Genomic DNA, 11877 nt, shown 5'->3' on the forward strand with positions numbered 1-11877 from the left:
GGCGGCGTCCGCCGCCGGAGCGTGCCCGCCCGGAGCCGGCAGCCTGCTGCGGCTGGGCGGCACCCGCGTTCGGGTTGGCGAGCTTCGCGGCCTCCTCGGCCGACAGGAAGCTCCGCTCGCCGGGGGCGAGGATCTGCAGCGCGGGGTCGCCCAGCGCGCCGTCGGCGATCAGCGCGCTGATCTTCGCCTGCTTCATCAGCGTGCGCACCTCGCCGAGCTGCGACTCGCCGGCGAGCGTGACGACGGTGCCGCTGGCACCGGCACGCGCCGTCCGGCCTGAGCGGTGCAGATACGCCTTGTGCTCGGCCGGCGGATCGGCATGCACGACGAGCGCCACGTCGTCGACGTGGATGCCGCGGGCCGCGATGTCGGTGGCGACCAGCGTGCCGACCCGGCCGTCGTGGAAGGCGTCCATGTTGCGGGTGCGCGCGTTCTGGCTGAGGTTGCCGTGCAGCTCGACGGCGGGCACGCCGCGACCGAGGAGCTGCTTGGCGAGCTTCTTGGCGCCGTGCTTCGTCCGGGTGAACACGATCGTGCGGCCCGGCGCGGCCGCCAGATCGGCCACGACCGCCACCTTCTGGTCGTTCGGCACGCGCAGGACGTGGTGCTCCATCGTCGCGACCGGCGACTCGGCGGAGTCGGCCTCGTGCACGACCGGGGAGGAGAGGTACTTCTTCGCGATGATGCCGATGCCGTCGTCGAGGGTGGCCGAGAACAGCATCCGCTGCCCGGAGCGCGGGGTCGCATCGAGGATGCGGCGGACCATCGGCAGGAAGCCCATGTCGGCCATGTGGTCCGCCTCGTCGATGACGGTGATCTCCACCGCGCCGAGGTCGGCGGCCTTCTGGCCCATCAGGTCCAGCAGCCGGCCCGGGCAGGCGATGACGATGTCGACGCCGGCGGCAAGCGCCTTCACCTGGGGGTTCTGGTTGACCCCGCCGAACACCAGCTGGCTGCGCAGGCCGGCGGCCCGCTGCAGCGGCTCGAGCGACTCGGCGATCTGGATCGCCAGCTCGCGGGTGGGCGCCAGGACCAGGCCGCGAGGCCGCTTGGGCTGCGCGCGGCGCTGCTCGGCCGCGAGCCGCGAGACGAGCGGCGCGAGGAAGGCGAAGGTCTTGCCCGATCCGGTGCGACCGCGACCGAGGACGTCGCGTCCGGCCAGCGAATCCGGCAGGGTGGCCGCCTGGATGGGCGTGGGGACGGTGATGCCGCGCTCGGCGAGCGCGGACACGATGAAGCTGGGCACGCCGAGGCGCGCGAAATCAGAAGACAAGAAGTGAACCAATCACATTCGGCGTCCTGCAAGGCGCGCTCGGCAGAGATCCCGCCCTCGTGGCGGTGCGGCGCGGCCAGCGGGTCAAAGCGCAAGATGCGGACCCGATCACCGGGCGACCCGAAGCAAGACAGGTCGAGTCGCTGCCCCCAGCGTAGAGCACATCGGCGGGCCACCGGTCCACCCCGGCTATGGGATCGGCCACCACGCATCCGCGCCGGGTCCGGTTCTTAGTCGATTCTTAGTAGCAGTGGGAACACTTGCCGCATGTCGTCACCGGAGCCGCACGACCTCAGCCGGCGCGGCGCGCTCGCGCTGCTCACCGCCGGCGTCGCAGGGCTCGTCGCAGCCTGCAGCCGAGCCGCCCAGCGCGCCACTCCCGCGTCATCCTCCAGGGCGCCGACCGCGGCCGGCAGCAGCGCTGCCCCGACGTCCGCGAGCCCGAGCAAGCCGCAGAACCCGCCGCCGTTCGGCGCCGCCGGCACCTCCCCGGCCGTCGAGGTGGCGCGCGGCAGCGGTGCCCGGCCGGAGATCGCGCTCACCTTCCACGGCGCCGGCGACCCGGCGCTCGCCAAGCAGATCTTGACCACGCTGCAGGCCGCGGGCGCGCGGGCCACCGTGATGGTGATCGGCTCGTGGCTGCAGGCCAACCCGTCCCTCGCGGACGCGATCGTCGCCGGCGGCCACGAGCTCGGCAACCACACCTGGACCCACCCCGCCCTCGCCGCCTTGCCGGCGAGCCAGATGGAGCAGGAGATCGTGAGCTGCCGCGACCTGATCGCCCAGCTCACCGGCAGCTACGGGCCGTTCTTCCGGCAGTCCCAGGGACAGCATGCGACCCCGGCGATCCTGGCCGCCGCGGGGCAGGCCGGCTACCCCACGGTGCTGTCCTACGACGTCGATTCCATGGATTGGCAGGATCCCGGCGCGGCCGCGATCCGCGCGAACCTGCAGAGTGCCAAGGCCGGTTCCGTGGTAAGCATGCATTTCGGTCACAGTGGTACGGCCGAGGCGCTACCCGGGATCCTGCAGGACCTGGCCGCCCGGGGCCTGCGCGCCGTGACCGCCTCCCAGCTGCTCAGCCCGTAAGGAAGATCGATGTCGCTCACCGGCCCCACCCCCCGGCGTCCCCGTTCCCTCGCGGTGGCCGCCGCCGGCGTCCTGATGCTGCTGACGGCCTGCTCGGGCTCGGGCACCCAGCAGGCCGCGGGCGAGACCGGCGCCAAGAGCTCGTCCAGCTCCCCGAGCGCCACGTCGGCGTCGAGCACCGCCGCCGCGTCCGCCGACCTGCTGCCCGGCATGCCGCCGCCGCTGTCGCCCACCGACGTCTACGCCGCGGACAAGCCGAACAACCTCTCCGACGAGGTCAAGAACGACGCTCCCCGGGTGTACGTGCCCAACAGCAAGGACGACACCGTCTCGGTGATCGACCAGGCGACCATGCAGGTGATCGCGACCTACCCGACCGGGCACGAGCCGCAGCACGTGGTCCCGTCGTACGACCTGAAGACGCTGTACGTGATCGCCGACCTGAACTTCGGCGCGTTCACCCTGATCGACCCGAAGACGGGTAACGCCGGTGCGACCACGCCGATCGACGACCCGTACAACCTGTACTTCACCCCGGACGGCAAGTACGGCATCGTGGTCGCCGAGGACCACAAGCGGCTGGACTGGTACGACCCGCACTCGTGGCAGAAGCAGGACTCGACCGAGGTTCCGGACTGCGCCGGGGTCGACCACATCGACTTCACCGCGAACGGCAAGGTGCTGCTGGCCACGTGCGAGTTCGCGAACCGGGTGGCGGTCGTGGACGTGCAGACCCACAAGCTGATCAACCTGATCACGCTGCCGAACCGGCCGGACGGCATGCCGCAGGACGTGAAGCTGTCCCCCGACGGCAAGACGTTCTACGTCGCGGACATGAAGGCCGACGGCGTCTACACCATCGACGGCGAGGGCAAGGCAGTCACCGGCTTCATCCCCACCGGCAAGGGCACCCACGGGCTGTACGTCGACCGCACGTCGACCCGGCTGTTCGTCACGAACCGGCTCGAGGGCTCGATCTCGGTCATCGACCTGGCCACCAAGAAGGTGGCGACGAAGTGGCAGATCCCGGGCGGCGGCAGCCCCGACATGGGCAACCTGTCGGCCGACGGCAAGCTGTTCTGGGTGTCGGGGCGGTACGACTCGTGCGTCTACGTCATCAGCACCGACGACGGCCACCTGGTGAAGAAGATCCCGGTCGGCAAGGGACCGCACGGCCTGACCGTCTGGCCGCAGCCGGGCCGCTACAGCCTCGGGCACACCGGCATCATGCGGTAGCGGCGACGACGACGCGAGAAGCCCCGCCTCCGTGAGGAGGCGGGGCTTCTCGATGCTGCAGCGGCGTGCGCCGCGGCGGCTACTTGACCGAGACGGTGGCGCCGGCGCCCTCGAGGGCTTCCTTCGCCTTGTCGGCAGCTTCCTTGTTGACCTTCTCGAGGACGGGCTTCGGGGCACCGTCGACCAGGTCCTTGGCCTCCTTCAGGCCGAGCGAGGTCAGGGTGCGGACCTCCTTGATGACCTGGATCTTCTTCTCGCCGGCCGACTCGAGGATGACGTCGAACTCATCCTTCTCCTCGGCAGCGGCACCGGCGTCGCCGCCAGCGCCACCCGCGACAGCGGCACCGGCAACGGCGACCGGAGCGGCCGCGGTGACGTCGAACTTCTCCTCGAACGCCTTCACGAACTCCGAGAGCTCGAGCAGGGTCATTTCCTCGAACTGCGACAGCAGCTCCTCGGACGACAGCTTCGCCATGATGGCTTTCCTTTCGTGATCCGCCGTGGGGCGGGAGTTTTGGGTTAGGCCTCGGCCGGGGCTTCGGCGGGTGCGTCGGCCGAGGCCTCCGCGGGAGCCTCGGCAGCCGGGGCTGCGTCGGCGGGCTTCTTCTCCTTGAGGGCCTCGGCAAGCTGGGCCATCTTGGTCGGCAGCGCGTTGAACACGACGGCGGCCTTGGTCAGGTTGCCCTTCATGGCGCCGGCCAGCTTCGCCAGCAGCACCTCACGCGGCTCGAGGTCGGCGATCTTCTTGACCTCGTCCACCGACAGCGTCTTGCCCTCGAGGACACCGCCCTTGATGACCAGGAGCGGGTTGTCCTTCGTGAACTCCTTGAGGCCCTTGGCCGCCGCGGCCGCGTCACCGCGGATGAACGCGATGGCGGTCGGACCGGTGAGAAGCTCGTCGTCGAGCTCGAGGCCGGCGTCCTTGGCGGCGATCTTGGTCAGGGTGTTCTTCACGACGGTGTAGGTCGTGTCGGCGCCCAGCGCCCGGCGCAGCTCGGTCATCTTCGCCACCGACAGACCGCGGTACTCGGTCAGCACCACGGCGTTCGACGCGGTGAAGCTGTCCGTGATCTCCTTGACGGCGGCAGTCTTCTCTTCGTTTGCCATGTCCCTCCTCTCTTGTACGTCGGGCTGGTCGCGGCCCGAAAACAAGAACGCCCCGGCGCAGAGCGCACGGGGCAGACGGCGGAAGTCGCCGCGGAGCGTCCGTTCGTCCCTGCGCGGGTCGCCCTGGAACAGGGACCTTCACTCCTCGGCAGGTGCCTCGGATGACCAGCGGTCTTCGGTAGAACCTCGACAACTCTACGCGCCGACCCGCGGCGCGAGCAATCCGTCGGCCCGTGACCTGCCTCTCGGCCGCCGCCGATCTTGACAGCCATTCGGCGATCGCCATACGGTTCGACCGATCTGCGGCCAACCTTAACCGCTAGGCGGTCACCATGAAGCGTGTGTCATTGCCGGCTGAGTGCCCGGATCGCCGCGGCGGCCTGTCGCAACGGCGACAGGAATTCGCGCACGGCGGTCGCCTCGTCGAACTCGCCCGCGGGAAGGCTCACATTGATAGCCGCCGAGATGCCATGGTCGAATCCGCGCACCGGGACGGCGATGCCACAGATCGAATCATCAAGCTGACGGTCGACCCAGGCGTAGCCGTTCGTCCGTACCGCCTCGATGGCCGATCGCAACGCCGCGCGATCGGTCGTCGTCACGGCCGTCCGCTGGACGATCTCGACGCTCTGGAGGTAGTCGGCCAGTGCGTCATCGTCGAGCTCGGCCAGCAGGACCCGGCCCATCGAGACGGCGTACGCCGGCAACCGGCTGCCGATGACCGGGCTCATCGAGAGAATCCGGCGCGTATGCACTCGAGCGACGTACACGATCTCATCGCCGTCGAGCACCGACATGGCGCACGACTGCGACACCTCGGCACAGAGGTCTTCCAGCACCCGCTCGGTATTGCGCCACGCGGGCAGCGAATGCAGATACGACATACCCAATCGCAGAACCCGCGGCGTCAGCGAGTAGGCGCCGCGGATCGACCGAATGTAGCCGAGGCCGCTGAGCGTCATCACGAAGCGACGTACCGCACTCCGCGGCAACCCCGTGGCCTCGGTCAGCTCCGCGATGCTCATCGGGCCGGAACGCCGGCCCATCGCCTCGATGACGCGCAGCCCACGCGCGAAGCTGCGCACGTAGTCCTCGCTGTCACCACTTGCCATCGATACCGCAATCCACGTCGGCGACCTCGCACTCTTCGGACCAACGAGCCCGATCGTAGCCGAGCATCGCAGCCGCACCCGCCTGCTCGCGCCGCCGGCCGGCCACATCCGCCAACCGCACCATCGACACCACAGGAGCAAGCACATGGTCGAAGCCGCTGAACAATCCTTCAAGACCGATCACGGATTCACGACCGACTTCTGGGCGACGAATGCCGCTCGCAAGTCGTGGGATGACATCGTGCCGGGCGAGCCGCGCGCGACCATCCCCTACACCCTGACGCTGGAGGCCATCCAGCGATACTGCCGATCCGTCGGCGACCTGCATCCGCTGTACTTCGACGAGCAGTACGCCGCCGCATCGAAGTACGGGGGGCTCATCGCTCCGCCGTCGATCCACATCCTGCTGATGTTCGCATGCACGCCGGCCGACGACTGGATGCGCAGCCCAGGAACGATCAACGCCGGGCAGAGCTGGACCTACAACGTCCCCGCTCGCCCGGGCGACGAGATCCGGCTCGAGGCCCGCGCGCTCGACAAGTTCATTCGCAAGGGGCGCCTGTTCGTCGTACACGACAACGTCTTCTTCAACCAGAACAGCGAAGTCATCTGCGCCGGCCGCGGCCAGACGATCCGGCCGAGCTAGCCATCCGAGACAGCAAGGACATTCGATGAATCCCACACTCCCGGCCATCGGCGACGTCATCGACGGCGCACCGTTCGAGGTCTCCCGCGAGTCGATCCGCGACTTCTGCGACGGCTCGCTCGACTACAACCCCCTGCATTGGGACGACGAGTACATGAAAGGGGCGTTCGGCAAGACCCAGTTCAACGGCATCATCATGCACGGAATGAACAACTTCGGGATCATTTCTCGGATGTTGACCGACTGGGCCTACGAACGCGGCGCGACCAGCCGCCGCATCGAGACGCGGTGGAAGGCGCCGGTCTACCCCGGCGACACGATCGTCCCGCGCGGCACCGTACGCGATCTGACCCCCACCCGAGACGGGGTCTGGGTATCCATCGACGTCCAGGTGACGAACCAGAACGGCGAAGCGGTCGCGGTCGGTGAGGCACTCGTCGAGTGCCTACCCGAGAGCACTCCAGGCTGATGGACATCGTCATCGCGGGCGCCGGAATCGGCGGCCTCACGGCTGCACTGAGCATCGATCGCCAGCTACCGAAGGCACGACTAGCGGTCCTCGAATCGACGCGGGAGCTGCGCGAGGTCGGTGTTGGGCTGAACCTCCCACCGCACGCTACCCGCGAGCTAGCCGAGCTCGGGCTCCTCGGAGCCATCGCCGAGGTAGCGGTACCGAACGAAGAGCTCGGATACTTCGACGACCACGGTGCGTTGATCTGGAGCGAACCGCGCGGGCTCGTCGCCGGCTATCACTGGCCGCAGTACTCCATCCACCGCGCGCGGCTGCAATCGATCCTCGTCGAAGCGGTCCGCGAGCGATGTGGTGCCGACGTGATCGCACTCGATCGCGCGGTCGACGACATCTCCGACCTCGGTGACGACCGGACCCGGCTGCGCTGCGGTTGGCGTAGCTCGACCGGTGAGCGCGGCACCATCGACGCCGACCTGCTGATCGGGGCAGACGGCATCCGCTCGCGCGTCCGGGACGCGGTTGTCGGGCCGGTCCCGATTCGCAGTAGCGGACGGATCATCTACCGCGGCACCACCGACCTCACCCCGTTCCGCGGCGGCCGATCGATGGCCATCATCGGCGGGGACCAGACGCGCATCGTCGTCTACCCGATCGGCGAGCTGACCAATTGGCTGCTCAGCGTGCCGATGGATCGGGGCGAGGACCAGCCGGGCGACTGGCAGGTCCAGGCGGACCCGGCGTCGCTCGAACCGGTGGTACGACACTGGAACTTCGACTGGCTCGACGTGCCGGATCTCGTGGCGCGTGCCCGGGCGGTCTACCGCTACGTCAACAGCGACATCGATCCGCTGCCCCGCTGGCACCGCGGCCGCGCGGTCCTGCTCGGCGACGCGGCTCATGCGATGTATCCGTTCGGATCGAACGGCGCGTCGCAGGCGATCCTGGACGCACGCGAGCTCGCCCACCAGCTCGCTTCGGTGCGCGATTCCCGAGCGGCGGCGGCTCGGTACGACGAGCTGCGTCGCGACCGAGTCGCCCGCGTGCAGCTCGCGAATCGCGATCAGACCGGCGACATCATGACCCGCGTGACCAAGCTGATCGACGCGGGCCGGCGCGACGAAGCCAAGCGAATACTCCAAGTCCAAGAGGAGTCCTACAAGAAGGTCGCCGGGTTCGATCTCCATCAGGTCAACGACGGCGACGTCGCCCCCGGGCCAGAACGGACGACGAGCCGACAATCGCAGCAAGGGAGCTCGGCATGACCGGCGCACTGTCCCACCTTCGCGTCCTGGACCTGTCCCGGGTACTCGCCGGCCCGTGGGCCACGCAGAACCTGGCCGATCTCGGCGCAGACGTGATCAAGGTCGAACGGCCGGGCACCGGTGACGACACTCGATCGTGGGGGCCGCCCTGGGTCGAGCCCGGGGACGGCAGCGCCGTACGAGACTCGACGTACTACGCCGCCGCGAACCGGGGAAAGCGGTCCGTCACCGTGGACTTCGGCACCGAGGACGGCCAGAAGATCATCAGGGAGCTCGCCCGGTCCAGCGACATACTGGTCGAGAACTACAAGGTCGGCGACCTGGCGCGACGCGGGCTGGACTACGCGACGCTGTCGAAAGAGAATCCGCGGCTCGTGTATTGCTCGATCACCGGCTACGGCCAGACCGGGCCGAAAGCCGATCGCCCGGGCTACGACATCGTCTTCCAGGCCATCGGCGGGATGATGAGCATCACCGGCGAGCGCGACGACCTTCCCGGAGGCGGCCCGCAGAAAGTGGGCGTGGCGATCGCGGACGTCATCACCGGGATGTACGCCACCATCGCGATCCTCGCCGCGGTGAACCACCGGGAGGTCAGCGGCACCGGTCAGTACATAGACATCTCGCTGATCGACTCGATCATCGCTCTGGGCGGCAATCAGGTGACCGGATACTTCGCGACCGGGCAGGCACCAGGTCGGTACGGCAACGCCCACGCGAGCCTGGTGCCGTATCAGTCGTTCGGAACGGCTGACGGTGAGTTCGTGGTCGCCGCCGGAAACGATGGGCAGTTCGTTCGGCTGTGCGACGCGATCGGGCACCCTGAATTCGGCGCCGACCCGCGCTGGTCCACCGCCAGCGGCCGCATCACGAACCGAGACTCGTTGGTCCCCGAGCTCGCCCGCGTGTTTCGGCAGCAGCCGACCGCCGTCTGGATCGGTCTCCTGGAACGCGCCGGTCTGCCGTGCGGCGAGGTCAAGGACTACGCGCAGGTGTTCACGGATCCGCACGTCGTCGATCGACAGGTGCGCGTGGACATTCCTCGCGCCGACGGCGGCACGGCGGCAACGATCGCGAGCCCGCTTCGGCTGCAGGGCACCCCGGTGGACTACCCGCAGGCGCCGCCGGTGCTGGGCGAGCACACCGACGCCGTGCTCTCGGAGTTCTTGGACGCGGAGCAGCTGGCTGAGCTGCGCGGACGCGGCGTGATCTGAGACCTCCAGTACAAGACGGGGGTGCCGGAGTCCGTTCGCTACCGGGCGCCGTCGGCGCGCAGCAGCGGCAGGACCTCCGCGGCGAACGTCTCGACGATGTCGGTCCGTAGCCGGTCGTCACCGACCGGCGCGAAGATGACGGTCTGCGCCCCGGCCTCGGCGTACGCCCCGATCCGGTCGACGACCTGCTGCGGGGAGCCGTGCAGCAGGTAGCGGTCGGCGAGCGGGGTGAAGTCCTGGTTGTAGACCTTGCTGACGTAGTCGATGGCCCACTGCCGGGACCGGGAGCCGTCGGGATCCACCGCGCCCCACAGGTAGACGGCGCCGCGGATCTCCGAGGGCTCGCGGCCGATGCGCTCGGCTTCCTCGCGCACCTTGATCAGCGAGGATCCGAGCTGCTCCGGCGCGTACATGTACGGCAGCCAGTGCGCGGCGTACCGCGCCGCGCGCCGGATCGCGGCGTCCTTGCGGCCGCCGAGCCAGATCGGCGGGCCGCCGGGCTGCACCGGTCCAGGCTGCAGCGCGAGCCCAGGCACCGTCACGAACTCGCCGTGGAAGTCGACCGGCTCACCGGTCCACAGCCGGGTGAGCAGGTCGAGGGTCTCGTCGGTACGCCGGCCGCGGGTGCGCACCTCGCTGCCCGCGGCGACCCACTCGGGCGGGTACTCGCCGCCTACCCCGACACCGAAGTCGAGGCGCCCGCCGGAGACCTGGTCGAGCGTCGTGACGAGCTTGGCCAGCATCGCGGGCTGGTACTGCGCCGCGAGGGTGAGCGCGCTCATCAGCCGGATCCGGGTCGTCGCGCCGGCCGCCGCCGCGAGGGAGATGAGCCCGTTGGAGACGGGCCCGTGGAAGAACAGGTGCTCACCGGCGGCGATGAGGTCGAACCCCTGCTCCTCCGCGGTGCGCGCCTGCGCGGCCGTCTGCTGCTGATCTCGACCGAGAGTCACTCCGACGCGCATGGCATTCTCCTTCGTGGCGGGCCGCTAGACGACGCTGATCTCTCCCGGATGATCGGGTTCCCCGGGCTTGTGCCAGGTGGCGACGGTCCCGTGCTCGTGCAGCGCCTGGATCTCCGCCTCCGAGAAGCCGAGGTCGGCGAGGATCTCCGGGGTGTGCTCGCCGTTGAGCGGCGGCGCGGCGGACTCGTCGATGGGCACGCCGTACAGCATCGGGTTGCGCACCTGCGCCAGCGGACCGGTCACCGGGTGCACCACCTGCTGCAGCATCTTGCGGTGCTGCACCTGCTCGTCGGCGAACACGTCGTCGAGGTTGTTGATCGGCCCCCAAGGGACGCCCGCGGCCTCGAGCGCCGAGCCCCAGTCCTCGCGGGTGCGGGTGGCGATCAGGCCGGCGACGATCTCGCGCAGCGTGTCGCGGTTCGCGACCCGGCCGGCGTTGGTCCGGTAGCGCTCGTCCTCGCTCACGTCCGGGCGCCCGGCCACCTGGCAGAACTTGGCGAACTGCGAGTCGTTCCCGACGGCGAGGATCATGAAGCCGTCGGACGTCGCGAACACCTCGTAGGGCGCGATCGTCGGGTGCGCGTTGCCGAACCGCTTGGGCGGGACGCCGGTCATCAGGTAGGTCTGCGCCATGTTCGCGTTCATGGCGACCGAGGCGTCCAGCAGCGCCATGTCGATGTACTGCCCCTCGCCGGTGTGGCCGCGCTGGATGACGGCGGCGAGGATGGCCGAGGTGGCGTACAGCCCGGACGAGAGGTCCATCAGCGAGATGCCGGCGCGCAGCGGCTCGGCGCCGGGCCGCCCGTCGGGCTGGCCGGTGTAGCTCATCAGGCCGCCGGTGCCCTGGAAGACGAAGTCGTAGCCGGGCTTGTGCGCCATCGGACCGCTCTGGCCGTAGCCGGTGATCGAGCAGTAGATCAGCCGCGGGTTGACCTTCTTGAGGTCCTCGTAGCCCAGGCCGTAGCGGGCGAGGGTGCCGGTCTTGTAGTTCTCCACGAGCACGTCGCTCTGCTCGGCGAGCCGGGTGAGCACCGCCCGCCCCTCGTCGGTCGCGAACGACACCGCGAGCGAGCGCTTGCCGCGGTTGGCGGCGGCGAAGTACGAGGAGAACCCGTGCTCCGCGCCGGTGCCCTGCGGGTACGGCGGACCCCACGAGCGGGTGTCGTCGCCGCCGACGGGATGCTCGACCTTGATGACGTCCGCACCGAGGTCGGCCAGGTTCTGCGTGCACCACGGCCCGGCCAGGATCCGGGTCATGTCCATGACCTTCAGGCCGTTGAGCGCTGTCTCGAGCATGTCCACCGTCTTTCTGTCGTCTGGCGACCACGCTAGCCACCACGCGGCGACGGCCTGCACACACCTCGGCGTACCGACGGGTAACTGGCCGCGCGCGGTGTTCTGCGGGGCAGTACGACACGATATCGGGCCTTGGGTTCTAGGGGTCGTTGCAACGCCTTTGATCAGGAGGACGTTGCAGGTGGGTACGTATCAGCGATTTGGTCGC

General features: G+C 69.3%; 12 protein-coding genes. 6 read left to right on the plus strand and 6 right to left on the minus strand.

Features of this window, described 5'->3' with window-relative positions; translation table 11 throughout:
• Window positions 1–1273 (minus strand): DEAD/DEAH box helicase (locus tag F8A92_RS17290; protein WP_153506428.1); only part of this gene is annotated, 1273 nt, incomplete at its 3' end.
• A gap of 267 nt (window positions 1274–1540) precedes the next feature.
• Between F8A92_RS17290 and F8A92_RS17295 the strand changes: the two genes are divergently transcribed.
• Entirely contained in the window at window positions 1541–2362 is an 822-nt protein-coding gene (locus F8A92_RS17295) for a polysaccharide deacetylase family protein (protein WP_153506429.1), read from the plus strand.
• Window positions 2363–2371: 9 nt separating this feature from the next.
• Complete coding sequence (locus tag F8A92_RS17300) at window positions 2372–3598, plus strand: YVTN family beta-propeller repeat protein (RefSeq protein ID WP_153506430.1); 1227 nt, start codon at window positions 2372–2374, stop codon at window positions 3596–3598.
• 79 nt (window positions 3599–3677) lie between these two features.
• On the opposite strand, the gene rplL is transcribed toward F8A92_RS17300, so the two are convergent.
• From rplL to F8A92_RS17315, 3 genes are all read right to left on the minus strand, one after another.
• Window positions 3678–4073 carry a 50S ribosomal protein L7/L12 gene (gene rplL / locus F8A92_RS17305; RefSeq protein WP_153506431.1) on the minus strand — a complete coding sequence of 132 codons (396 nt, stop codon included), beginning with the start codon at window positions 4071–4073 and terminating at the stop codon, window positions 3678–3680.
• A 44-nt stretch (window positions 4074–4117) separates the two neighbouring features.
• Complete coding sequence (rplJ, locus tag F8A92_RS17310; protein WP_153506432.1) at window positions 4118–4705, minus strand: 50S ribosomal protein L10; 588 nt, start codon at window positions 4703–4705, stop codon at window positions 4118–4120.
• Window positions 4706–5049: 344 nt separating this feature from the next.
• Window positions 5050–5817: an IclR family transcriptional regulator domain-containing protein gene (locus tag F8A92_RS17315; RefSeq protein WP_153506433.1), complete on the minus strand. Its 768-nt coding sequence runs from the start codon at window positions 5815–5817 to the stop codon at window positions 5050–5052.
• A 145-nt stretch (window positions 5818–5962) separates the two neighbouring features.
• Here F8A92_RS17315 and F8A92_RS17320 point away from each other — a divergent pair, with 145 nt between their 5' ends.
• The 4 genes from F8A92_RS17320 to F8A92_RS17335 are packed head-to-tail and all read left to right on the plus strand — an operon-like array spanning window position 5963 to window position 9411.
• Window positions 5963–6463, plus strand: a complete 501-nt coding sequence (locus tag F8A92_RS17320; RefSeq protein ID WP_153506434.1) for a MaoC family dehydratase — start codon at window positions 5963–5965, stop codon at window positions 6461–6463.
• A 25-nt stretch (window positions 6464–6488) separates the two neighbouring features.
• Window positions 6489–6932: a MaoC family dehydratase gene (locus tag F8A92_RS17325; RefSeq protein WP_153506435.1), complete on the plus strand. Its 444-nt coding sequence runs from the start codon at window positions 6489–6491 to the stop codon at window positions 6930–6932.
• Window positions 6932–8197, plus strand: coding sequence for an FAD-dependent monooxygenase (locus F8A92_RS17330; protein WP_153506436.1), 1266 nt, complete (start codon window positions 6932–6934; stop codon window positions 8195–8197). Before F8A92_RS17325 ends, F8A92_RS17330 begins: the two co-directional genes overlap by 1 nt.
• Window positions 8194–9411, plus strand: coding sequence for a CaiB/BaiF CoA transferase family protein (locus F8A92_RS17335; RefSeq protein ID WP_153506437.1), 1218 nt, complete (start codon window positions 8194–8196; stop codon window positions 9409–9411). Before F8A92_RS17330 ends, F8A92_RS17335 begins: the two co-directional genes overlap by 4 nt.
• A 38-nt stretch (window positions 9412–9449) precedes the next feature.
• On the opposite strand, the gene F8A92_RS17340 is transcribed toward F8A92_RS17335, so the two are convergent.
• Complete coding sequence (locus F8A92_RS17340) at window positions 9450–10373, minus strand: LLM class flavin-dependent oxidoreductase (protein ID WP_153506438.1); 924 nt, start codon at window positions 10371–10373, stop codon at window positions 9450–9452.
• Window positions 10374–10397: 24 nt separating this feature from the next.
• Window positions 10398–11669: a CaiB/BaiF CoA transferase family protein gene (locus tag F8A92_RS17345; protein WP_153506439.1), complete on the minus strand. Its 1272-nt coding sequence runs from the start codon at window positions 11667–11669 to the stop codon at window positions 10398–10400.
• Between the last annotated feature and the right edge of the window lie 208 nt (window positions 11670–11877).

The sequence above is a fragment of the Cumulibacter manganitolerans genome, from assembly GCF_009602465.1.
Lineage (GTDB): Bacteria > Actinomycetota > Actinomycetes > Mycobacteriales > Antricoccaceae > Cumulibacter > Cumulibacter manganitolerans.

What these genes read in the sequence shown, in the direction of transcription:
- F8A92_RS17335 (WP_153506437.1), top strand. Translation starts at nt 8,194, where the DNA reads ATGACCGGCGCACTGTCCCACCTTCGCGTCCTGGACCTGTCCCGGGTA.
- F8A92_RS17320 (WP_153506434.1), top strand. Translation starts at nt 5,963, where the DNA reads ATGGTCGAAGCCGCTGAACAATCCTTCAAGACCGATCACGGATTCACG.
- F8A92_RS17325 (WP_153506435.1), top strand. Translation starts at nt 6,489, where the DNA reads ATGAATCCCACACTCCCGGCCATCGGCGACGTCATCGACGGCGCACCG.
- F8A92_RS17330 (WP_153506436.1), top strand. Translation starts at nt 6,932, where the DNA reads ATGGACATCGTCATCGCGGGCGCCGGAATCGGCGGCCTCACGGCTGCA.
- rplL (WP_153506431.1), bottom strand. Translation starts at nt 4,073, where the DNA reads ATGGCGAAGCTGTCGTCCGAGGAGCTGCTGTCGCAGTTCGAGGAAATG.
- rplJ (WP_153506432.1), bottom strand. Translation starts at nt 4,705, where the DNA reads ATGGCAAACGAAGAGAAGACTGCCGCCGTCAAGGAGATCACGGACAGC.
- F8A92_RS17295 (WP_153506429.1), top strand. Translation starts at nt 1,541, where the DNA reads ATGTCGTCACCGGAGCCGCACGACCTCAGCCGGCGCGGCGCGCTCGCG.
- F8A92_RS17300 (WP_153506430.1), top strand. Translation starts at nt 2,372, where the DNA reads ATGTCGCTCACCGGCCCCACCCCCCGGCGTCCCCGTTCCCTCGCGGTG.
- F8A92_RS17345 (WP_153506439.1), bottom strand. Translation starts at nt 11,669, where the DNA reads ATGCTCGAGACAGCGCTCAACGGCCTGAAGGTCATGGACATGACCCGG.
- F8A92_RS17315 (WP_153506433.1), bottom strand. Translation starts at nt 5,817, where the DNA reads ATGGCAAGTGGTGACAGCGAGGACTACGTGCGCAGCTTCGCGCGTGGG.
- F8A92_RS17340 (WP_153506438.1), bottom strand. Translation starts at nt 10,373, where the DNA reads ATGCGCGTCGGAGTGACTCTCGGTCGAGATCAGCAGCAGACGGCCGCG.